The sequence below is a fragment of the Burkholderia dolosa genome (genome assembly GCF_902499135.1).
Taxonomy (GTDB): Bacteria; Pseudomonadota; Gammaproteobacteria; order Burkholderiales; family Burkholderiaceae; genus Burkholderia; species Burkholderia dolosa.
Genome location: NZ_CABVPR010000026.1, coordinates 60,295 through 81,572 on the forward strand (window position 1 = coordinate 60,295; position 21,278 = coordinate 81,572).

The following is a 21,278-nucleotide window of genomic DNA, read 5'->3' on the forward strand; positions in this document are numbered from 1 at the left end:
GGTAGAATACGCGCTGCCGCAAGACCCAAGGATTCGAACACATGAAGACCACGTTTCTGGATTTCGAACAGCCGATCGCCGAACTCGAGGCCAAGATCGAGGAGTTGCGATTCGTGCAGGACGACTCGGCTGTCGATATTTCGGAAGAAATCGAGCGTCTGTCGAAGAAAAGCCAGCAACTGACGAAGGACCTCTACGCGAATCTCACGCCGTGGCAGGTTTCGCAGATCGCGCGGCATCCGCAGCGTCCGTACACGCTCGATTACGTTGCGGAACTGTTTACCGATTTTCACGAACTGCATGGCGACCGCGCATTTGCGGACGATCTGTCGATCGTCGGCGGTCTCGCGCGCTTCGGCGGCCATCCGTGCATGGTGATCGGCCATCAGAAGGGCCGCGACACGAAGGAGCGCGCGGCGCGCAACTTCGGGATGCCGCGCCCGGAAGGCTATCGCAAGGCCGAACGTCTGATGCGCCTTGCCGAGAAGTTCGGCTTGCCGATCTTCACGTTCGTCGACACGCCGGGCGCGTATCCGGGCATCGGCGCGGAAGAGCGCGGCCAGTCGGAGGCGATCGGCCGCAACCTGTACGTGATGGCCGAGCTGAAGACGCCGATCATCACGACCGTGATCGGCGAGGGCGGCTCGGGCGGCGCGCTCGCGATCGCGGTCGCCGATACCGTGATGATGCTGCAGTTCTCGACCTACTCGGTGATCTCGCCGGAAGGCTGCGCGTCGATCCTGTGGAAGAGCGCCGCGAAGGCGCCCGAAGCTGCGGAGGCGCTCGGCCTGACCGCGCATCGACTGAAGGCGCTGGGGCTGATCGACAAGATCGTCAACGAGCCGCTCGGCGGCGCGCACCGCGATCCGAAGGGCATGGCTGCGCTGCTGCGCCGCGCGCTTGCCGATTCGCTGCGCCAGTTCCAGGGCATGAGCATCGATGCGCTGCGCGAGCGCCGCTTCGAGCGCCTGATGGCCTACGGCAAGTTCAAGGAAACCACGCCGGGCGCATGACCCGCGTATCGATGATGCGCGCCGCCCGGCGCGCGCTTGCGTCGTGATCCCGCCGACCGAATTCTCCGCCGACCGCGTCGTACTCGATGCGGTCGGCGTTGCGCTTGCGGACATGCCGTCCGATGCGCGCATCGCGATCGCGTACAGCGGCGGGCTCGATTCGACGGTGCTGCTCGATGCGGCCGTGCGTGTCGCCGGCGCGTCACGCTGCATTGCGCTGCACGTGCATCACGGTCTGAGCGCGAATGCGAATGCGTGGGCCGCGCACGCGCAGGCCACCGCGACGCGGCTCGGCGTCGCGTTCGAATCGATGCGCGTCGACGTGCCGCGCGACAGCGGCCTCGGCATCGAGGCGAGCGCGCGGGAGAGCCGCTACGCGGCGCTCGACGCGATGTGCGAGGCGCACGGCGCGGCCGCGCTATGGATCGCGCAACATGCGGACGATCAGGCGGAGACGGTCCTGCTGCAGTTGCTGCGCGGCGCCGGAATCGCAGGGCTGGCCGCGATGGCGCCGCGCTATCGTCCCGGCGGCGCGAGCGTCGAGCGCGTACGGCCGCTGCTGCGGCTGTTGCGCGCGCAACTGGAGCGCTATGCGGCGCAGCGCGATCTCGCATGGATCGACGACGAATCGAACGGCGATACGCGCTACGCGCGCAATGCGCTGCGCATCGACGTGCTGCCGACGCTCGCCGTTCACTTTCCCGGTTTTCGCGATGCGCTCGGTCGCGCCGCGCAGCATGCGGCTGCCGCGCAGCGGCTGCTCGACGATCTGGCCGAACTCGATTTCGCGGGCGCGGCGCGCGACGATGGACGTGCACTGTCGCGCGATGCGCTGATCGCGTTCGACGACGTGCGCGGCGCGAACCTGCTGCGCTTCTGGATGCGGCGGCTCGGCCTGCCGGGTGCATCGGCCGCACGGCTCGCGAACATGATGCGGCAGCTGCGCGACGCGCACGATGCGCACGCGCTGCGTGTCGATCATGCGGGACAGTGCCTGCGGCTCTATCGCGACGCGATCTATTGGGAGGCCGGCGACAGTACCGAGCCGGCGGATGACGATACCGGGATGGCGCGCCCCGACGCCGTGCTGGCATGGGACGGCCAGCAGGTCTGGCATCTGCCGGCATGGCGCGGCACGTTCGTGTTCGCACCGGCGGACGCCGGCAGCGACGGTGCGGTGCCGGAAGCGCTGCTGCGCAGTGCGAGACTCGTCGCGCGCGCCCGTGCCGGCGGCGAGCGGATGCGCACGTCGCCGGGCGGCCCCCGTCGCACGCTGAAGAACCTGTTCCAGGAGCGCGGCGTGCCGGCATGGCAGCGCGACGTGCCGCTGCTGTTCGTCGGCGAGCGGCTCATCTACGTGCCGCGGCTCGGCGTCGATCGGGATGCCGAGCCGGCCGACGACCGTCCGTGGCGCCGGATCGACTGGCGTCCCGATGTGCTGATCGCATAGCGCGGGCGCCGCGTTCCGGACGCGCGGCGGCGCGCGATTTTCACCATCTGGTAAACGGCGCCGGAATACCTGCCGGCAAGGGCGGCGGCTTGTCAAGCGTGCGTCTATCGGGTACGCTCGGACGTTTGCTCGGCTCGATTTTCGAGCGATCTGTGCAGGTTTTCCGCGTGACGTACCCGGTTTGCGCGGCCCGATCGGCCTTGCGGGCAAAATCCGTCACGCTCGCGTGTTGCGTCCCAGCCGTCTTCCCCGTCGTCCGTCCACAGCCACAAGCCGCGTGACCGAACGGCAACGCGGCTTGCCCTGCGCGCCCGTGCGGTCTCTCCTTCAGTTCAGAACGACAATGGCACTCATCGTACACAAATACGGCGGCACTTCGATGGGCTCGGTCGAGCGCATCAAGAACGTCGCGAAACGCGTCGCAAAATGGCATCAGGCCGGGCACCAGATGGTGGTCGTGCCGTCTGCGATGTCCGGCGAAACCAACCGTCTGCTCGGTCTCGCGAAAGAGATTTCGAGCCAGCCGAGCCCGCGCGAGCTCGACATGATCGCGTCGACCGGCGAGCAGGTCAGCGTCGGCCTGCTGTCGATCGCGCTGCAGGAAATCGGCGTCGAGGCCGTCAGCTATGCGGGCTGGCAAGTGCCGATCAAGACGGACAGCGCGTTCACGAAGGCGCGCATTCACTCGATCGACGACGAACGCGTGAAAGCCGATCTGAACGCAGGCAAGGTCGTGATCATTACGGGCTTTCAGGGCGTCGATCCTGACGGCCACATCACGACGCTGGGGCGCGGCGGTTCCGACACGTCGGCGGTCGCGGTCGCGGCCGCGCTGGGCGCCGAAGAGTGCCTGATCTATACGGACGTCGACGGCGTCTATACGACCGATCCGCGCGTCGTCGAAGAGGCGCGCCGCCTCGATCGCGTGACGTTCGAGGAGATGCTGGAAATGGCGAGCCTCGGCTCGAAGGTTCTGCAGATCCGCTCGGTCGAATTCGCCGGCAAATACCAGGTGAAGACGCGTGTGCTGTCGAGCCTGACCGATCCGCTGATTGCGCTCGACGAAGAAATGCGCTCGGGCACCCTGATTACTTTTGAAGAAGACGAGACCATGGAAAAGGCAGTCATTTCCGGCATCGCGTTTCAGCGCGACGAAGCACGCATCGCTGTGATGGGCGTGCCCGACAAGCCCGGTATCGCGTATCAGATCCTCGGCCCGGTCGCCGACGCGAACGTCGACGTCGACATGATCATCCAGAACCAGAGCGTCGAGGGCAAGACGGACTTCACGTTCACGGTCGGCCGCGGCGACTACCAGAAGGCGATGGACATCCTCACCAATCAGGTGAAGGGCCATGTGAACGCGGAGCAGGTGCAGGGCGATCCGAAGGTGTCGAAGGTGTCGGTCGTCGGCGTCGGCATGCGTTCGCACGTGGGCGTCGCGAGCAAGATGTTCCGCACGCTGTCGGAAGAGGGCATCAACATCCAGATGATCTCGACGTCCGAAATCAAGATTTCGGTGCTGATCGACGAGAAATACATGGAGTTGGCGGTCCGCGCGCTGCACAAGGCATTCGAACTCGATCAGGCTGCGTGAATTTTTGGTGATGCATTGAAGAAAATGCATCGCAGAAATTGACCAACGGCTCCAAACCCTATATGATCTTGGTTTCGTCGCACTGCCTCCCTGGTGCGAGCGAAGGTTTGGGAGACGTGGCCGAGAGGTCGAAGGCACTCCCCTGCTAAGGGAGCATCTGGGCCAAAACCTGGATCGAGGGTTCGAATCCCTCCGTCTCCGCCAGAAATGGCGGAACAAGCCCCGCAAGTTCTCGGACTTGCGGGGCTTTTCTTTTCCGGCATCGGTTTGTCGTTCAATGCACGTCGTGAGCTGCTGGGTCAGCGCAGGATTGGATCGAGAGTCGCGGCTAACGGTCGATCGAATCGGTATCAAAGAATCGATGTCGACAAGTAGGTCCTTCCATTCCTTCAGTAGCACGATCAGTTGATTCGCGTGAGCGCAGCATGCGCGCTCCGAGTGCGCCGTATCAGCACGACGCTCAACGTACGTTTACATGCGCATGCTTCGACTCGCCGCACAACGTTCGTTCGTGGCGACGCTCAGCATAAGAGGCCTCGGACCAAGGACTTGCTGTCGTCGAAAGAAATAAAAACGTAAGAAAAGTTGTAAGCATTCGCGCGTGCCTTCGATCGCCAGCTATCGCCGTGTGGCTGATCTTCGCAACATCCCGCGTTTGAAAAAAATGCCGCGCCGCATCGATGTACATGATCCGACTGCACCGGTTCGCAAAAAAATTAGCTAGAAAAATCAGCGAACTATATCCGCGCAGCCAAACGCCTCGCTGCTGCAATGCAAAAATTAAGCAACCGCTTTATGCTGGTTAACCCGATTGCGCTTGAGCGGCGTCAAGCTTCGCACTGATACCGCTTTACAGTTTCCCAACACTGGCGATTCACGAAATCTACCTGTCGATTCGATTTCGTTTCTTTCGTCGCGCCTGTCCCCGTGGCAGTGCACGACCCTCTGAAGGCCTGTTGACATGCATGATTTTCCCTTGCTGAGCCTGGCAATCTGGGCTCCGATCCTGTTCGGCACGTGTCTGTTGCGCGCTGGTTCCGACCGCCATGCGCGTCGCACGAGAGTCGTCGCGCTCGTCGGTGCGCTCGTGGGCCTGGCGACCGTCGTTCCGCTCGTTGCCGGCTTCGATCCGCATTCGGCCGCAATGCAGTTCGTCGAACGGCGCGACTGGCTTGCGGCGTTCGACGCCGGATGGCGCGTCGGCATCGACGGCGCTTCGATTTGGCTCGTCGCGCTCACCGCGTTCACGACGGTCGTGGTCGTGCTTGCGTCGTGGACGTCGATCACGGTGCGCGTCGCGCAGTACTACGCGTCGTTCCTGATCCTGTCCGGCCTGATGGTCGGCGTGTTCGTCGCGCAGGACGGGCTGCTGTTCTTCGTCTTCTTCGAAGCGACGCTGATTCCGCTGTACCTGCTGATCGGCACGTGGGGGCGCGAGCATCGCGTGCACGCGGCCGTGAAGTTCTTCTTCGTCTCGTTCGCCGGATCGCTGCTGCTGCTCGCGGCGATGCTGTACCTGTACGCGAAGTCGCATACGTTCGACATGAGCGCGTGGCGCACGCTGCAGTTCGGCTTCGCGCCGCAGCTGCTGGTGTTCGTCGGCTTCTTCGCCGCGTTCGCGGTCAAGGTGCCGATGTGGCCGGTGCATACGTGGCTGCGCGACGTCTATACCGACGGCCCGACCGGCGCCGCGCTGATGCTCGCGATGCTGAAGCTCGGCGGCTACGGTTTCCTGCGCTTCGCGTTGCCGATCACGCCCGACGCCAGCCATTTCTTCGCACCGGCTGTCATCGCGCTGTCGCTGTTCGCGATCGTCTACGCGAGCCTGATCGCACTCGCGCAAACCGACCTCGGCAAGCTGCTCGCGTATTCGACGGTCGCGCACATGGGGATCGTCACGCTCGGATTGTTCCTGTTCAACCGGATCGGCGTCGAAGGCGCGATCGTTCAGCTGGTGTCTTACGGATTCGTCGCGGGCGCGATGCTGTTGTGCGTGAGCGTGCTCGTCGAGCGCACGAAGGAGCGCGAAATCGCCGCGTACGGCGGCGTGGCCGGCGTGATGCCGCGTTTCGCGACGTTCGCGCTGCTGTTCGCGATGGCGAACGTCGGCTTGCCGGGCACGTCGGGCTTCGTCGGCGAGTTCATGGTGATCATGGGCGCGATTCGCTTCAATTTCTGGATCGGCGCGATCGCCGCGCTGACGCTGATCCTCAGCGCGGCGTACACGTTGTGGATGCTCAAGCGCGTCGTGTTCGGCAAGGTCGCGAACGCGCGCATCGCGAAGCTCGTCGACCTGAATCGCCGCGAGATCGCGATGTTCGCGTCGCTTGCGCTGATCGTGCTGGCGGTCGGCATCGATCCGAAGCCGTTTACCGACGCGATCGATCCGACCGTCGGCCGGCTGATCGACGACGCGAGTCATTCGAAGCTGCCGCCAGCCGATTCCGTCTCGCCGACGCAGGTCGCGTCCGCGCACGGCTGATCGCCGCCGCAGCATGCATCCGGCTCGCATCGCGCTGCGATGCGGCCGTTGCGCACGCATCGATCGTGGTCCGCCGCGCAATGCGGCCCACGCGCGCGGCCGCGCGAAATCGCCCCGCGACAATCTGTCTCACGGCGGATTTTGCAATGATGATTTGCCGTGCCCGCCGGTTTTTCATCGCAGTCGCGCGACGTATGATGCGGCCACTTTCGTGAATCGGATGCGCATCGGGATACGCAACGGATTCAATGACCCTCGGGCTGTGTAATGAATAGAAGAGCTTCAAGAGGCGGGGCGGCGCTGATGTCGATCGGCGCGGCGCTGACCCTGTCAGGCTGTAATTTAGACGTTCTAAATCCGAAAGGAAGCGTGGGCGCCGCGGAAAAGGCGCTGATCGCGACGTCGACGTGGGCGATGCTGATCGTCGTCGTGCCCGTGATCGTACTCACGCTGTGGTTCGCATGGCGCTATCGCGCGTCGAACCGCAACGCGGCGTACGCGCCGAACTGGTCGCACTCGACCGCGATCGAGGTCGTGATCTGGACGGTGCCGACGCTGATCATCCTGTTCCTCGGCGTGCTCACGTGGAAGACCACGCACGAGCTCGATCCGTACAAGCCGCTCGAATCGTCGGTGAAGCCGATCGACGTCGAGGTCGTCGCGCTCGACTGGAAGTGGCTGTTCATCTATCCGGAGCTCGGGATCGCGTCGGTCAACCAGCTCGCGATTCCGGTCGGCACGCCGGTGAATTTCCGCATCACGTCCGATTCGGTGATGAACTCGTTCTTCATTCCGCAGCTCGGCGGCCAGGTCTATGCGATGGCCGGCATGCAGACGCGTCTGCATCTGATCGCCGACGAACCGGGCAACTACGCGGGCACGTCCGCGAACTTCAGCGGCCGCGGCTTCTCGGACATGAAGTTCCGCACGCTTGCCGAGCCGCGCGAACAGTTCGACGCATGGGTGCGGAAGGTGAAGGCGTCTCCGGACCGGCTCGACGCGACGATGTACGGCACGGTCGCGCAGCCGAGCGAGAAGGCGCCGGTGCGCTACTTCTCGTCGGTCGATCCGCGGCTCTTCCACAACATCATCGCGAAATACAACGACGGCCACGTCCTCGATCTGAAGGACGCCGCCTGCGGCACGAAGGGGTAACGCATGTTCGGCAAACTCACACTCTCGGCGATTCCGTTCGATCAGCCGATCATCATGGGGGCCGGCGCGTTCATGGCGCTGGTCGTCGTGGGCATCCTCGCCGCGCTGACGATCACCGGCCGCTGGAAGTGGCTGTGGACGGAATGGCTGACGACGGTCGATCACAAGAAGCTCGGCGTGATGTACATCATCGTCGCGCTGATCATGCTGCTGCGCGGCTTCGCGGACGCGATCATGATGCGCATGCAGCTCGCGCTCGCGTACAACGCGCCCGGCTATCTGCCGCCGCATCACTATGACCAGATCTTCACCGCGCACGGCGTGATCATGATCTTCTTCATGGCGATGGTGTTCATGGTCGGCCTGATGAACCTGATCGTGCCGCTGCAAATCGGCGCGCGCGACGTCGCGTTTCCGTTCATCAACTCGCTGTCGTTCTGGATGACGGCGGTCAGCGCGATCCTGATCAACATCTCGCTCGTGATCGGCGAGTTCGCGCAGACGGGCTGGCTCGCCTATCCGCCGTTGTCGGAGCTGCAGTTCAGCCCGGGAGTCGGCGTCGACTACTACCTGTGGGCATTGCAGATATCGGGCGTCGGCACGCTGCTGACGGGCGTGAACTTCTTCGTGACGATCATCAAGATGCGCGCGCCCGGCATGACGCTGATGAAGATGCCGGTGTTTACGTGGACGGCGCTCTGCACGAACGTGCTGATCATGGCGTCGTTTCCGATCCTGACCGCGACGCTCGCGCTGCTCGGCCTCGATCGTTACCTCGGCATGCACTTCTTCACGAACGAAGCCGGCGGCAACGCGATGCTGTACCTGAACCTGATCTGGGCGTGGGGCCATCCGGAGGTGTACATCCTGATCCTGCCCGCGTTCGGGATCTTCTCGGAAGTCATCGCGACGTTCGCGAAGAAGCCGCTGTTCGGCTATAAGACGATGGTGTACGCGACGTGCGCGATCATGGTGCTGTCGTTCCTCGTGTGGCTGCATCACTTCTTCACGATGGGCTCCGGTGCGAACGTGAACGCGTTCTTCGGGATCATGACGATGATCATCGCGATTCCGACCGGCGTGAAGGTGTTCAACTGGCTGTTTACGATGTATCGCGGCCGGATCCGGTTCACGACGCCCGTGCTGTGGACGATCGGTTTCATGGTCACGTTCACGCTCGGCGGGATGACCGGCGTGATGATGGCGATCCCCGGCGCGGATTTCGTGCTGCACAACAGCCTGTTCCTGATCGCGCATTTCCATAACGTGATCATCGGCGGCGTGCTGTTCGGCTATCTCGCGGGCTTCAACTACTGGTTCCCGAAAGCGTTCGGCTTCAAGCTGAACGAGAAGCTCGGCAAGGCCGCGTTCTGGTTCTGGCAGGTGGGCTTCTACGTCGCGTTCGTGCCGCTGTACGTACTGGGCTTCATGGGCATGACGCGCCGCCTGAACCACTACGACAATCCGGCCTGGCATCCGTGGCTGCTCGTCGCCGCGTTCGGCGCCGTGCTGATCGCGATCGGCATCGCGTGCCAGCTGCTGCAGCTCGTCGTCAGCATCCGCAACCGCAACCTGCCCGCGTATCGCGACACGTCCGGCGATCCGTGGGGCGGCCGCACGCTCGAGTGGGCGACCACGTCGCCGCCGGCCGCGTACAACTTCGCGGTGATCCCGCAGGTGCGCACGCTCGACGCGTACGCGGACATGAAGGCGCGCGGCGACGGCCGGCCCGATCCGGCGGCGATCCGCGACATACACATGCCGTCGAATACGTGCGCGGGTCTCGTGATCGGCATCTTCAGCCTCGTGCTCGGTTTCGCGCTGGTGTGGCACATCTGGTGGCTCGCGATCGCGGGGCTCGTCGGCATCGTCGCGACGCTCGTGATCTACAGCTCGCGCGATAACGACGGCTATTACATTCCGGCGTCGACGGTGCGCAAGATCGAAGAGAAGCAGTCGACGAAGCGCGTGACCGCGCGTGTCGACGACGTGGAACTGGAGGCCAACTGATGTTGCAGAAAACCTTGAGCGCAACCCTGCTCGAGCACGACGACCATCCGCCGTCGCATTCGGTGTTCGGTTTCTGGCTGTACCTGATGACCGACTGCGTGATCTTCGCCGCGCTGTTCGCGACGTTCGCGGTGCTCGGCAACCAGTACGCAGGCGGTCCGACCGCGAAGGACCTGTTCGACATCCCGGGCGTCGCGGTCGAAACCGCCGCGCTGCTGCTGTCGAGCATCACGTACGGATTCGCGATGCTGGCCGCGTACAGGCAACGGCGCGGCGCGCTGCTCGCGTGGCTCGCGGTCACGTTCGTGCTCGGCGCGGCGTTTCTCGCGATGGAGTTGCGCGAGTTCGCGCATCTGATCGCGGAAGGCGCCGGCCCGCAGCGCAGCGCGTTCCTGTCGGCGTTCTTCACGCTGGTCGGCACGCACGGGCTGCACGTGACGGTCGGCCTGCTGTGGATGATCGTGCTGGCCGCGCAGATCGTGCTGCGCAGCGGCGATCTGACCGATCGCGACCTGCGCCGCCTGACATGCCTGAGCCTTTTCTGGCACTTCCTCGACATCGTGTGGATCTGCGTGTTTTCCTTTGTCTATCTTGCGAGCGTGATCTAAATGGCCCATTCGCATTCGTCTCAACTCGAAGAAGGGCACGGCAGCGTCGGCGGCTACGTCGCCGGTTTCATCCTGTCGGTGCTGCTGACGGCCGCGTCGTTCGGTCTCGTGATGGGCGGCGTGCTGTCGCCGCACGCGTCGCTGATCGCGCTCGCGGCGCTCGCGTTCGTGCAGATCGTCGTGCACCTCGTGTACTTCCTGCACATGAACGGCTCGTCGGGCCAGCGCTGGAACGTGATGGCGTTCAGCTACACGGTGCTGACCGCCGCGATTCTGATCGTCGGCACGCTGTGGGTGATGCACAACGTGAGCATGAACATGATGTCGCGCTGAGCGGCGTCGCGGTGCATCGCGCCGGCCATGAAGAAGCGGCACGCGTGTGCCGCTTTTTTTTGCCCGCGGCGCGCGTCGCGGACGTTGCGCCCGCATCGTCCCGGGGCGGGCGGCGGGCCGGCGCGAAGTCGCCGGAACGCAGTATGATTCGGGCGGCCCGGCGTCCGGCCCGCGGGATCGCGCCGCCGATTGTTACAAGACGTTAGCGCCCGGTTCCGGTTGCGATGCCGTGCATCAGTTCTTACAAACGTGAAATATGCAGCGGCGGCGCTTGTCGCTATAGTCGAATCACACATGAAACAACTCGAAGAGGAATCCATGAAGACCTTGCGTGTTGCGTCGCTCTTGACCGCGCTGTCGACCGGGACGGCGGCCTTGCTCGTGTCGGGCGCAGCAATGGCGGGAGTCAATGTCGGGATCAACGTCGGCGTGCCGGCGCCGGTCTACGTCGCGCCCGCGCCCGTCTATGCGCCGCCGCCACCGCCGGTCGTGTATCAGCCCGCGCCGGTCTATGCGCCGGCGCCGGTTTACGGGCCCGCGCCGGCGATCGTGATCGGCTGGCATGGCGACCGCTACTGGGACGGCCACCGCTACTGGGCGCGCGAAGAGTGGTATCGCCATCACGGTCGCGGCTGGGGCGACCGCGGCCACTGGGATCACGGCCGTCACAACGGCTGGCGCTGATGTTCCGCGACGCACGCGCGACGCGTGCGTGCGAGCCGAAAACCGCCCGCGGGGCGGTTTCTTTTTGCCGGGCGTTTGCCGGGCGCGCCTGCGCGCGAATGCGGCATCCTGCAGCCGCGTCGCGCGCGAAAACCGCATCGCTGGCTCGAAGTCGAATTGAATGGGTAGAATCGTTCCCGCGTGACTTCCCTCAATCGACCGACCAGCCTCTATGACGAAGGGTTCGCCCCGTGTCGCCGCCGCGCGGATCCGCTTCAGCGCGGCGTGCATGATTCGCAGCGCCGTGCGCGCGACCGCCGTGTTTGCGATGCACGCCGCGTTGGCCGCGACGGCCGCACATGCGGCGTATGCGATCGCGCAGTACGGCGAGCCGAAATATCCGCCGGGCTTCAAGCATTTCGACTACGTGAACCCCGACGCGCCGAAGGGCGGCACGCTCGTGCTCGCGAACCCGAACCGGCTCACGTCGTTCGACAAGTTCAATCCGTACACGATGCGCGGCAATCCGGCGCCCGGCATCGACATGCTGTTCGAGAGCCTGACGACCGGCAGCTCCGACGAACCGGCTTCCGCATACGGGCTGCTCGCCGACGACATCGACGTCGCGCCCGACCGCCGCTCGGTCACGTTCCATCTGAACCCGCGCGCACGCTTCTCGAACGGCGACCCGGTCACGGCCGACGACGTCAAGTACTCGTTCGACACGCTGAAGAGCAAGCTCGCCGCGCCGCAGTTCGGCGCGTATTTCGCGGAGATCGCGAAGGCCGTCGTCGTCGACCGCTCGACGGTCCGCTTCGAATTCCGCAGCGCGAATCGCGAGCTGCCGCTGATCGCGGGCGGCGTGCCGGTGTTTTCCCGCAAGTGGGGACTGCGCGCGGACGGCTCGCGCATCCCGTTCGACCAGCTCGCGTTCGAGCAGCCGATCGGCAGCGGCCCGTACCTGATCGAGCATTACGACAACGGCCGCACGATCACGTACCGGCGCAACCCCGCGTACTGGGGCGCGGATCTGCCGGTGCGGGTCGGCACCAACAACTTCGAGCGGATCGTCTACAAGCTGTACGGCGACGGCGTCGCAAGGCTCGAGGCGTTCAAGGCCGGCGAATACGATGTGCTGGTCGAGTACATCGCGCGCAACTGGGCGCGGCGCGACGTCGGCAAGCGCTTCGACAGCGGCGAGCTCGTCAAGCGCGAATTCCGCCAGCACAACGGCGCCGGCATGCAGGGCTTCTTCATGAACCTGCGCCGGCCGCTGTTTCGCGACGTGCGCGTGCGCGAGGCGCTCGATCTCGCGTTCGACTTCGAATGGCTGAACCGTCAGCTGTTCTATGGCGCGTATACGCGCCTCGACAGCTATTTCGCCGACACCGATCTGCAGGCACGCGGCACGCCGAGCGCAGGCGAGCTGAAGCTGCTCGAGCCGCTGCGCGCGCAGCTCGACCCGGCCGTGTTCGGCCCGATGGTCGCGCAGCCGGACACGAATCCGCCGGGCTCGCTGCGCGCGAATCTGCTGAAGGCGCGCGCGCTGCTCGCGCAGGCGGGCTGGACTTACCGCGACGGCGCGCTGCGCAATGCGAACGGCGAGCCGTTCACGTTCGAGATCCTCGACGACTCCGGATCGGCGATGCAGCCGGTCGTGACCGCGTACCAGCGCAATCTCGCGAAGCTCGGCATCGACGCGCGCTTTCGTACCGCGGATTTCGCGCTGCTGCAAAAGCGCCTCGACGCGTTCGACTACGACATGACGACGGTCCGCTATCCGGGCGTGCAGGTGCCTGGCTCCGAGCAGCTCGCGCGTTTCGGCAGCCGCTTCGCGGACGAGCAGGGCTCGGACAACATCATCGGCCTGAAGTCGCCGGCCGTCGATGCGTTGCTGAAGGCGCTCGCCGCCGCGCAGACGCGCGACGAGCTGCTCGACGCGACGCACGCGCTCGACCGCGTGCTGATGCACGGCTATTACGCGATCCCGCAGTGGTACAGCACGACGCACCGGATCGCATACAAGCGCACGCTCGCCTATCCGCAGACGCTGCCGCTGTACTATTCGGCCGAGGGCTGGGTCGTGTCGACCTGGTGGGCGAAGCCCGATCACTGATGTCCGCCGTCCGTTCGTTCAATCCCGCCTACCGATCGCGAGTCGACACCCTATGTGGAGCTATATCCTCAAACGCGTGCTGCTGATGATTCCGACGCTCGTCGGCGTGCTGACCCTGACGTTCGCGGTGATCCAGTTCGTACCCGGCGGCCCGGTCGAGCAGGCCGTGCAGGAGCTGCGCAAGGGCGCGACGGAGCAGGGCGCGGTGCCGTTCGGGATGCGCGCGCATACGGGCGTCGATCCGCAGCAGCTCGCGCAGCTGAAAGCGCTGTACGGCTTCGACAAGCCGCCGCTCGAGCGCTACTGGCTGATGCTCGAGCGCTTTGCGCGCTTCGACCTCGGCGACAGCTACTTTCGTCATCAGAGCGTGTGGTCGCTGATCGTGCAGAAGCTCCCGGTGTCGATCAGCATCGGGCTCTGGACGTTCTTCCTGACCTATCTGGTCTCCGTGCCGCTCGGCATCGCGAAGGCCGTGCGCAACGGCTCGCCGTTCGACGTCGCGACGAGCCTCGTCGTGCTGGTCGGCTATGCGATTCCGGGCTTCGTGCTCGGCGTGCTGCTGCTCGTGCTGTTCGGCGGCGGCTCGTTCTGGCAGCTCTTTCCGCTGCGCGGGCTCACGTCGGACAACTTCGCCGAGCTGTCGCTCGTCGGCAAGGTGCTCGATTATCTGTGGCACATCGCGCTGCCGATCACCGCGTCGGTCGTCGGCAGCTTCGCGGTCGTCACGATGCTGACGAAAAACGCGTTCCTCGACGAGATCCGCCGCCAGTACGTGCTGACCGCGCGCGCGAAAGGGCTGTCCGAGCGCACCGTGCTGTGGAAGCACGTGTTCCGCAACGCGATGCTGCCGCTGATCGTCGGCTTTCCGGCCGCGTTCATCGGCGCGTTCTTCACCGGCAGCCTGCTGATCGAGACGCTGTTCTCGCTCGACGGCCTCGGGCTGCTGTCGTACGAGTCGGTCGTGCGCCGCGACTATCCGGTCGTGCTCGGCACGCTGTATCTGTTCACGCTGATCGGGCTCGCGACCAAGCTGATCTCCGACCTCTGCTACGTGTGGGTCGACCCCCGCATTCAATTCGACAACCTGGAGCGCTGACATGAAACCGTTCGTCCGCACGCCGCCGTCCGGCGCGTCCGTCCGCATGCCCGGCGTCGCCGGGCGAGGTGCGCGATGAGCCGGGCCGCCGTTTCGTCCCGTATCGACGCGGCGCGCGCACGCGTGTCGCCGTCGCCCGCGCGTCGCGTATGGCAGCGCTTTCGACAGCAGCGCGTCGGTTACTGGAGCTTTGTGATCTTCGTCGTCGCGTTCGCGGCGAGCGTTGCCGCGCCGCTGTGGTCGAACGACAAGCCGCTCGTCGTGCGCTACGACGGCCACTACTATTTCCCGCTGTTCCGCTCGTATCCGGAGACGACCTTCGGCGGCGATTTCCCGACGCAGGCCGACTACCTCGATCCGTACATCCGCAAGCGGCTCGAGGCGCCCGGCAACTTCGTCGTCTATCCGCCGAACCGCTATTACTACGACACGCTGAACTACTTCTCGAACGTGCCGAACCCCGCGCCGCCGTCGCGCGAGAACTGGCTCGGCACCGACGCGCAAGGGCGCGATCTGCTCGCGCGGCTCGTGTACGGGTTTCGCGTGTCGGTCGTGTTCGGGCTGATCCTGACCGCGATCGGCACGCTGCTCGGCATCGCCGCCGGCGCCGTGCAGGGCTTCTTCGGCGGACGCATCGACATCGTCGGGCAGCGGCTGATCGAGATCTGGAGCTCGCTGCCCGAGCTGTACCTGCTGATCATCTTCGCGTCGATCTTCGAGCCGAGCTTTCTGCTGCTGATCGTGCTGCTGTCGCTGTTCGGCTGGATCGGTCTCGCCGACTACGTGCGCGCCGAGTTCCTGCGCAACCGCACGCAGGACTACGTGCGCGCGGCGCGCGCGATGGGGCTCACGAACTGGCAGATCATCTGGCGCCACGTGCTGCCGAACAGCCTGACGCCGGTCATCACGTTCCTGCCGTTCCGGATGAGCGGCGCGATCCTCGCGCTGACGAGCCTCGACTTTCTCGGGCTCGGCGTGCCGCCGCCGACGCCGAGCCTCGGCGAGCTGCTCGCGCAGGGCAAGGGCAATCTCGACGCGTGGTGGATCTCGCTGTCGACGTTCGGCGTGCTGGTCGCGACGCTGCTGCTGCTGACGTTCATGGGCGACGCGCTGCGCAACGCGCTCGACACGCGGATCGCCGATTCGGTGCGCGCGGCAGGAGGTCAGCGATGAGCGACGCGATCGTATCGATGTCCGCCGATCCGCTGCTGTCGATCGAGCGGCTGCACGTGCGCTTCGGCGATACGGTGGCCGTCGAAGACGTGACGCTCGCGATCGGCCGCGGCGAGCGCGTCGCGCTCGTCGGCGAGTCCGGCTCGGGCAAGAGCGTGACGGCGCTCGCGATCCTGCGCCTGCTGCGCGATGCCGAAGTGAGCGGCACGATCCGCTTCGCGGGGCAGGACCTGGCCGCCAGGAGCGAGCGCGAGATGCGCGGGCTGCGCGGCTCCGACATCGCGATGATCTTCCAGGAGCCGATGACGGCGCTGAACCCGCTGTATACGATCGGCGCGCAGATCGGCGAGACGATCATGCTGCACGACGGCGTGACGGCCGCCGAAGCGAAGAAGCGCGCGATCGCGCTGCTCGCGCGTACCGGCATCGCGGAGCCGGAGCGGCGCGTCGACAGCTATCCGCATCAGCTGTCGGGCGGTCAGCGCCAGCGCGCGATGATCGCGATGGCGCTCGCGTGCCGGCCGCGGCTGCTGCTCGCCGACGAGCCGACCACCGCGCTCGACGTGACGATCCGCGCGCAGATCGTCGATCTGCTGCTGGAGCTGCAGCGCGAGGAAGCGGAAAAGCGCGGAATGGCGGTGCTGCTGATCACGCACGACCTGAATCTCGTGCGGCACTTCGCCGAGCGCGTCGCGGTGATGGAGCGCGGCCGGCTCGTCGAAAGCGGCCCCGTCGAGACGATCTTCGCGCGGCCCGAGCATCCGTATACGCAGCGGCTGCTGAACAGCCGGCCGCAGCGCGCGGTCGCGCCGGTACTGCCGATCGCGCCGGTCGTGCTCGACGCACGCGGCGTCAGCGTGCAGTTCGCGCGCAAGCGCCCGGGCATCGCCGGCTGGTTCGGCTCGGTGCCGGTGACGGCGGTCGCCGACGTGTCGGTGTCGGTGCGGCAGGGCGAGACGCTCGGCATCGTCGGCGAATCGGGTTCCGGCAAATCGACGCTCGCGATGGCGCTGCTCGGGCTGCAGAAGACGACGCGCGGCGACATCGAATTCCAGGGGCGTCCGCTGTCGAGCTATCGCGGCCGCGAGCAGACGACGCTGCGCTCGAACATGCAGGTCGTCTTTCAGGATCCATTCAGTTCGCTGTCGCCGCGTCACACGATCGAGCGGATCGTCGGCGAGGGGCTCGAGCTGCATCGCCCGGACCTGACGGCCGACGCGCGTCGCGCGAAGTCGCTCGCGGTGCTGCGCGAAGTCGGTCTCGACCGTACGGTGCTGCATCGTTATCCGCACGAGTTCTCGGGCGGCCAGCGTCAGCGGATCGCGATTGCGCGCGCGCTGGTGCTGGAGCCGCGCATCCTGATTCTCGACGAGCCGACGTCCGCGCTCGACGTGTCGATCCAGCAGCAGGTGCTGAAGCTGCTCGCGAATTTGCAACAGAAATACAACCTCGGCTACGTGTTCATCAGCCACGATCTGGAAGTGATCGGCGCGATGGCGCACCGCGTCGCGGTGATGCAGGGCGGTGCGATCGTCGAGTCGGGCGACGTCGCCGACATCTTCGAAAAGCCGTCACATCCTTACACACAAAAACTGTTGAAAGCGGTCTGGAAAGCGTGATAGCGCTCCAATGGTCTGATCATCTCGATTGTATTTTTTAATTTGTTTTGACAAACGATTACGCGCTGGCTAGTATCGACCGAAATTTTCCGCCAATCAGCTGATTTTTAAGCAAAATCCACCGACCAATGCAGCATCGATCCCTGACCCAGGCTTGCACGCGCGCCGTCGCCGGGATGTTCATCGGCGTCCTGATCGCGGCAGCTCCCGCCGCGTTCGCCGACGAAGTCAGCAGTTTCAATCAGAATGTCGCCAGTTCGAATCAGAACGGGTCGGCTTCCTCCCTCCAGCAAACTTCCACCCAGTCGACGAGCAGCGGCGCGAAGTCGTTCCTGTCCGGCATGGCGGGCAAGGCAGGCGACGTCGTCGTCAGTGCGCTCAACATGATCGGCGTGCGCTATCGCTGGGGCGGCAATTCGCCGGATTCGGGCCTCGACTGCAGCGGCTTCGTCCGCTACGTGTTCCAGGACACGCTCGGCATGTCGCTGCCGCGCCGCGCCGAAGAAATGAGCCGCGTCGGCGAGAAGGTGCGGATGAGCGAACTGAAGCCAGGCGATCTGGTGTTCTTCAACACGATGCGCCGCACGTTCTCGCACGTCGGCATTTACATCGGCGACAACAAGTTCGTGCATTCGCCGTCCACCGGCAGCACCGTGCGCGTCGACGATCTCGACAGCACGTACTGGGAGAAGCGTTTCACCGGTGCGCGCCGGATCGAATCGCAGTTTCCGATGAAGGCCGACGATCTGCGCCAGCGCGTGCGCGCGACGATCGGCGACGATTCGGCGAACGGCAGCAACTGACGCTAGCCGGCATCGGCCGGAACGGTTGGAACGAAAAACCCTGTCACCGTCGGGCGACAGGGTTTTTTGTTTTCGGTCGCCGGAAACGGGGGGTTGCGACAGTCGTTCCGGCGCGCGGCGCGATAGGCAGGCTCACGCAGCCGCGACGCCGCGGGCTGCGGCGAGCTTGCGCTGCAGTTCCGGCATGATTCGCGCGACGGCTTCCTCGCCTGCGAGGATCGCCGCGTTGCGTTGATTGAAGTCGCTGCCGCCCATCGCCGCGAGGTTCGGGCGGATCACGACGTCCGCGTACTTGTCGAGCTCGTACGTCTTGATCGTCTGGCCCATGATCGTGAAGGTCTGCAGCAGCATCTCGATCGGGTTGTTGGTCGCCGCGCCGTCCGGTCGCGCGGAGATGTCGACCGCGATCACGAAGGTCGCGCCCATCCTGCGCGCGAACGATGCCGGCACCGGGCTGACGAGGCCGCCGTCCACGTATTCGCGGTTGCCGATCTTCACCGGTTCGAACACCGACGGCACGCTGCACGACGCGCGCACCGCGAGCCCCGTATTGCCCTGCTGGAACAGGATCGGCTGGCCGCTCTGCAGATCCGTCGCGACGATGCCGAGCGGCTTCGCCATCTTCTCGATCGGCCGGTTGTTGAGCGCCTTGTTCAAGAAGTTCTGCAGCGCGACGCCCTGCAGCAGCCCGCGCGAGCGAAACGGCAGCGCCCAGTCGCTGATCGATGCCTGATCCATGTCGAGCGCGATCTTGTTGATCTGCAGCCCGTTCATCCCGGACGCGTAGAGCGCGCCGACGACCGAGCCCGCGCTCGTGCCCGCGACGAGGTCGACCGGAATGCCGCGCGCGTCGAGCGCCTTCAGCACGCCGATGTGCGAAAAGCCGCGGGCCGCGCCGCCGCCGAGCGCGATGCCGATCCTGACCGGTTTTTCGTGCGGCGGGATTGCGTTCGACGCATTGTCGGGACGCGATTTGCCGCCGAACGACGTGCAGGCGGCGAGACTGGCGGACGCGCACGCGATCGTGAACTGGCGGCGCGACAGGCGAGGGGACGACATCGAGTGGTTCTCCGGCGGCTTCGCGGCGGGCCGCATGGCTCGCCGCTGCGATCGATTCCGAGCGGCCGCGCGGACGGTTCCGGACGGCCGCCGCGGCGCCGGCTGGCAGCCGCGGCGCGCACATCATAAAGCAAGCGGCGCGCTTGGCGCGATGGCGGGCGCGAGTATAATTCCGGCTTCTTTCCCGTTCCGGGCGTCGCCGGCCCCGCTGTCGTCGGGTTGCCGCCGTCGATCCCGCGTCGAATCATTCACGCGCCCCAGGCGTTCGAGTTACCGTTTATGACCCGTCCTGTCCGTACCCGCTTCGCGCCGAGTCCCACCGGCTTCATCCATCTCGGCAACATCCGCTCCGCGCTCTATCCATGGGCGTTCGCGCGCAAGATGAAAGGCACGTTCGTGCTGCGTATCGAGGACACCGACGTCGAGCGCTCGTCGAAGGAAGCCGTCGATGCGATCCTCGAGGGCATGCAATGGCTCGGACTCGACTTCGACGAAGGCCCGATCTACCAGATGCAGCGGATGGACCGCTATCGCGAAGTGCTCGCGCAGATGCTGGAGAAGGGGCTCGCGTATCCGTGCTACATGTCGGCCGAGGAACTCGACGCGCTGCGCGAACGCCAGCGCGCGGCCGGCCTGAAGCCGCGCTACGACGGCACGTGGCGTCCGGAGCCCGGCAAGGTGCTGCCCGAGCCGCCGCCGGGCGTGAAGCCCGTGCTGCGTTTTCGCAATCCGCTGACCGGCACGGTCGCGTGGGACGACGCGGTGAAGGGGCGCGTCGAGATCTCGAACGAGGAACTCGACGACCTCGTGATCGCGCGTCCGGACGGCACGCCGATCTACAACTTCTGCGTGGTGGTGGACGACATGGACATGGGCATTACGCACGTGATCCGCGGCGACGACCACGTGAACAACACGCCGCGCCAGATCAACATCCTGCGCGCGCTCGGCGGCGAGCCGCCCGTCTATGCGCACCTGCCGACCGTGCTGAACGAGCAGGGCGAGAAGATGAGCAAGCGGCATGGCGCGATGAGCGTGATGGCGTATCGCGACGCGGGCTTCCTGCCCGAGGCGGTCGTCAACTATCTCGCGCGTCTCGGCTGGTCGCACGGCGATGCGGAGATCTTCTCGCGCGAACAGTTCGTCGAGTGGTTCGATCTCGAGCATCTCGGCAAGTCGCCCGCGCAGTACGACCACAACAAGCTGAGCTGGCTGAACGCCCATTACATCAAGGAGGCCGACAACGCGCGCCTCGCCGAACTCGCGAAGCCGTTCCTCGCGGCGCTGGCGATCGACGACGCGGCAGTCGCGGCCGGGCCGGCGCTCGAGGCGGTGATTGCGCTGATGAAGGACCGCGCGACGACGGTCAAGGAGCTCGCCGAAGGCACCGCGATGTTCTACCGCGTGCCGGCGCCGGACGCCGATGCGCTCGCGCAGCATGTGACCGATGCGGTGCGGCCCGCGCTCGCCGATCTGGTTGCCGCGCTGAAGGCGGCCGACTGGACGAAGGAGGCGATTTCGGCGGCGCTGAAGACGACGCTCGGCGCGCACAAGCTGAAGATGCCGCAGCTCGCGATGCCGGTGCGGCTGCTCGTGGCGGGCACGACGCACACGCCGTCGATCGACGCAGTGCTCGCGCTGTTCGGCCGCGACGTGGTCGTGTCGCGTCTTGAGGCTGCGCTGAACTGAATTCGTGGGCGATGAAGCTGCGCGATGCACGCCATCGACGCGGCTTCGCAAAAATTTCGCTCGAAGCGCAAAAAGGGTATTTACAAGTTTAAAGTAGGTCCATATAATCTCATTTCTGTTCTGCAAGGGGGTATAGCTCAGCTGGGAGAGCGCTTGCATGGCATGCAAGAGGTCAGCGGTTCGATCCCGCTTACCTCCACCATCAGAACGAGTTGAATTGAATGCGAAGCAGCGTAGTAATAAATGCTTCACAGTGCGATTCAAAGCAGTTAGAATTCCGGCCTTCGCTGTTGACGAGAAGTGAATAGCGAAAGTCAGACAAATCTGAAAAGATTTTGTCCCCTTCGTCTAGAGGCCTAGGACATCACCCTTTCACGGTGAGTACAGGGGTTCGAATCCCCTAGGGGACGCC

The 21,278-nt window shown here is 65.2% G+C and carries 16 protein-coding genes, 3 tRNA genes and 1 pseudogene; 18 read left to right on the forward strand and 2 right to left on the reverse strand.

Translation table 11 applies throughout. The features are described from left to right. Window positions 1-41 precede the first annotated feature (41 nt). Window positions 42-1,013, forward strand: coding sequence for an acetyl-CoA carboxylase carboxyltransferase subunit alpha (locus BUB20358_RS13995; protein WP_006408210.1), 972 nt, complete (start codon window positions 42-44; stop codon window positions 1,011-1,013). Between the two features lie 43 nt (window positions 1,014-1,056). Then, a complete protein-coding gene (gene tilS / locus BUB20358_RS14000; protein WP_006763977.1) occupies window positions 1,057-2,463 on the forward strand; it encodes a tRNA lysidine(34) synthetase TilS in 1,407 nt (468 codons plus the stop codon). Window positions 2,464-2,586: 123 nt separating this feature from the next. Here the strand turns inward: tilS and BUB20358_RS28785 are convergent. Next, window positions 2,587-2,824: pseudogene (locus BUB20358_RS28785) on the reverse strand (hypothetical protein); the annotation flags it as partial. Here BUB20358_RS28785 and BUB20358_RS14005 point away from each other — a divergent pair. The 13 genes from BUB20358_RS14005 to BUB20358_RS14065 all read left to right on the forward strand — a co-directional run bounded on the left by BUB20358_RS14005 (window position 2,807) and on the right by BUB20358_RS14065 (window position 18,118). Continuing rightward, window positions 2,807-4,060, forward strand: coding sequence for an aspartate kinase (locus tag BUB20358_RS14005; RefSeq protein ID WP_035972125.1), 1,254 nt, complete (start codon window positions 2,807-2,809; stop codon window positions 4,058-4,060). The pseudogene BUB20358_RS28785 and the gene BUB20358_RS14005 sit on opposite strands and share 18 nt — an antisense overlap. A 110-nt stretch (window positions 4,061-4,170) precedes the next feature. After that, window positions 4,171-4,264, forward strand: a tRNA-Ser gene (locus BUB20358_RS14010). A gap of 757 nt (window positions 4,265-5,021) precedes the next feature. Next, window positions 5,022-6,542 carry a complex I subunit 4 family protein gene (locus BUB20358_RS14015; RefSeq protein ID WP_006763979.1) on the forward strand — a complete coding sequence of 507 codons (1,521 nt, stop codon included), beginning with the start codon at window positions 5,022-5,024 and terminating at the stop codon, window positions 6,540-6,542. Window positions 6,543-6,809: 267 nt separating this feature from the next. Then, window positions 6,810-7,697 (forward strand): ubiquinol oxidase subunit II, encoded by an 888-nt coding sequence (gene cyoA / locus BUB20358_RS14020; RefSeq protein WP_006763980.1) that lies wholly within the window; start codon window positions 6,810-6,812, stop codon window positions 7,695-7,697. Window positions 7,698-7,700: 3 nt separating this feature from the next. Beyond that, window positions 7,701-9,707 carry a cytochrome o ubiquinol oxidase subunit I gene (gene cyoB, locus BUB20358_RS14025; protein ID WP_035972127.1) on the forward strand — a complete coding sequence of 669 codons (2,007 nt, stop codon included), beginning with the start codon at window positions 7,701-7,703 and terminating at the stop codon, window positions 9,705-9,707. Then, window positions 9,707-10,315 carry a cytochrome o ubiquinol oxidase subunit III gene (gene cyoC, locus BUB20358_RS14030; RefSeq protein WP_006763982.1) on the forward strand — a complete coding sequence of 203 codons (609 nt, stop codon included), beginning with the start codon at window positions 9,707-9,709 and terminating at the stop codon, window positions 10,313-10,315. The genes cyoB and cyoC overlap by 1 nt, the downstream gene beginning before the upstream one ends. Continuing rightward, window positions 10,316-10,648, forward strand: coding sequence for a cytochrome o ubiquinol oxidase subunit IV (cyoD, locus tag BUB20358_RS14035; RefSeq protein WP_006759069.1), 333 nt, complete (start codon window positions 10,316-10,318; stop codon window positions 10,646-10,648). A 318-nt stretch (window positions 10,649-10,966) separates the two neighbouring features. After that, the gene (locus tag BUB20358_RS14040) at window positions 10,967-11,332 is read left to right on the forward strand and encodes a hypothetical protein (protein ID WP_035973329.1); all 366 of its coding nucleotides are present in this window, start codon (window positions 10,967-10,969) and stop codon (window positions 11,330-11,332) included. A 211-nt stretch (window positions 11,333-11,543) separates the two neighbouring features. After that, window positions 11,544-13,427 (forward strand): extracellular solute-binding protein, encoded by a 1,884-nt coding sequence (locus BUB20358_RS14045; RefSeq protein ID WP_006763984.1) that lies wholly within the window; start codon window positions 11,544-11,546, stop codon window positions 13,425-13,427. Between the two features lie 52 nt (window positions 13,428-13,479). Beyond that, the gene (locus BUB20358_RS14050) at window positions 13,480-14,523 is read left to right on the forward strand and encodes a microcin C ABC transporter permease YejB (protein ID WP_006763985.1); all 1,044 of its coding nucleotides are present in this window, start codon (window positions 13,480-13,482) and stop codon (window positions 14,521-14,523) included. Window positions 14,524-14,598: 75 nt separating this feature from the next. Next, window positions 14,599-15,696 (forward strand): ABC transporter permease, encoded by a 1,098-nt coding sequence (locus BUB20358_RS14055; RefSeq protein ID WP_006763986.1) that lies wholly within the window; start codon window positions 14,599-14,601, stop codon window positions 15,694-15,696. Continuing rightward, complete coding sequence (locus BUB20358_RS14060) at window positions 15,693-17,315, forward strand: ABC transporter ATP-binding protein (protein WP_006763987.1); 1,623 nt, start codon at window positions 15,693-15,695, stop codon at window positions 17,313-17,315. Before BUB20358_RS14055 ends, BUB20358_RS14060 begins: the two co-directional genes overlap by 4 nt. Window positions 17,316-17,443: 128 nt before the next feature. Further along, window positions 17,444-18,118 carry a C40 family peptidase gene (locus BUB20358_RS14065; protein ID WP_006763988.1) on the forward strand — a complete coding sequence of 225 codons (675 nt, stop codon included), beginning with the start codon at window positions 17,444-17,446 and terminating at the stop codon, window positions 18,116-18,118. Between the two features lie 132 nt (window positions 18,119-18,250). Here the strand turns inward: BUB20358_RS14065 and BUB20358_RS14070 are convergent, their stop codons facing one another. After that, window positions 18,251-19,177 carry a patatin-like phospholipase family protein gene (locus tag BUB20358_RS14070; RefSeq protein ID WP_035973331.1) on the reverse strand — a complete coding sequence of 309 codons (927 nt, stop codon included), beginning with the start codon at window positions 19,175-19,177 and terminating at the stop codon, window positions 18,251-18,253. Between the two features lie 279 nt (window positions 19,178-19,456). Here BUB20358_RS14070 and gltX point away from each other — a divergent pair, with 279 nt between their 5' ends. The 3 genes from gltX to BUB20358_RS14085 all read left to right on the forward strand — a co-directional run bounded on the left by gltX (window position 19,457) and on the right by BUB20358_RS14085 (window position 21,276). After that, complete coding sequence (gltX, locus tag BUB20358_RS14075; protein WP_035972130.1) at window positions 19,457-20,866, forward strand: glutamate--tRNA ligase; 1,410 nt, start codon at window positions 19,457-19,459, stop codon at window positions 20,864-20,866. A gap of 126 nt (window positions 20,867-20,992) precedes the next feature. Next, window positions 20,993-21,068: transfer RNA gene (locus tag BUB20358_RS14080), tRNA-Ala, on the forward strand. A gap of 135 nt (window positions 21,069-21,203) precedes the next feature. Continuing rightward, window positions 21,204-21,276 (forward strand) — tRNA-Glu (locus BUB20358_RS14085). Window positions 21,277-21,278 lie beyond the last annotated feature (2 nt).

What these genes read in the sequence shown, in the direction of transcription:
- gltX (WP_035972130.1), top strand. Translation starts at nt 19,457, where the DNA reads ATGACCCGTCCTGTCCGTACCCGCTTCGCGCCGAGTCCCACCGGCTTC.
- BUB20358_RS14015 (WP_006763979.1), top strand. Translation starts at nt 5,022, where the DNA reads ATGCATGATTTTCCCTTGCTGAGCCTGGCAATCTGGGCTCCGATCCTG.
- BUB20358_RS14040 (WP_035973329.1), top strand. Translation starts at nt 10,967, where the DNA reads ATGAAGACCTTGCGTGTTGCGTCGCTCTTGACCGCGCTGTCGACCGGG.
- BUB20358_RS14045 (WP_006763984.1), top strand. Translation starts at nt 11,544, where the DNA reads ATGACGAAGGGTTCGCCCCGTGTCGCCGCCGCGCGGATCCGCTTCAGC.
- BUB20358_RS14005 (WP_035972125.1), top strand. Translation starts at nt 2,807, where the DNA reads ATGGCACTCATCGTACACAAATACGGCGGCACTTCGATGGGCTCGGTC.
- cyoC (WP_006763982.1), top strand. Translation starts at nt 9,707, where the DNA reads ATGTTGCAGAAAACCTTGAGCGCAACCCTGCTCGAGCACGACGACCAT.
- cyoB (WP_035972127.1), top strand. Translation starts at nt 7,701, where the DNA reads ATGTTCGGCAAACTCACACTCTCGGCGATTCCGTTCGATCAGCCGATC.
- cyoA (WP_006763980.1), top strand. Translation starts at nt 6,810, where the DNA reads ATGAATAGAAGAGCTTCAAGAGGCGGGGCGGCGCTGATGTCGATCGGC.
- BUB20358_RS14060 (WP_006763987.1), top strand. Translation starts at nt 15,693, where the DNA reads ATGAGCGACGCGATCGTATCGATGTCCGCCGATCCGCTGCTGTCGATC.
- BUB20358_RS13995 (WP_006408210.1), top strand. Translation starts at nt 42, where the DNA reads ATGAAGACCACGTTTCTGGATTTCGAACAGCCGATCGCCGAACTCGAG.
- cyoD (WP_006759069.1), top strand. Translation starts at nt 10,316, where the DNA reads ATGGCCCATTCGCATTCGTCTCAACTCGAAGAAGGGCACGGCAGCGTC.
- BUB20358_RS14050 (WP_006763985.1), top strand. Translation starts at nt 13,480, where the DNA reads ATGTGGAGCTATATCCTCAAACGCGTGCTGCTGATGATTCCGACGCTC.
- BUB20358_RS14065 (WP_006763988.1), top strand. Translation starts at nt 17,444, where the DNA reads ATGCAGCATCGATCCCTGACCCAGGCTTGCACGCGCGCCGTCGCCGGG.
- BUB20358_RS14070 (WP_035973331.1), bottom strand. Translation starts at nt 19,177, where the DNA reads ATGTCGTCCCCTCGCCTGTCGCGCCGCCAGTTCACGATCGCGTGCGCG.
- BUB20358_RS14055 (WP_006763986.1), top strand. Translation starts at nt 14,599, where the DNA reads ATGAGCCGGGCCGCCGTTTCGTCCCGTATCGACGCGGCGCGCGCACGC.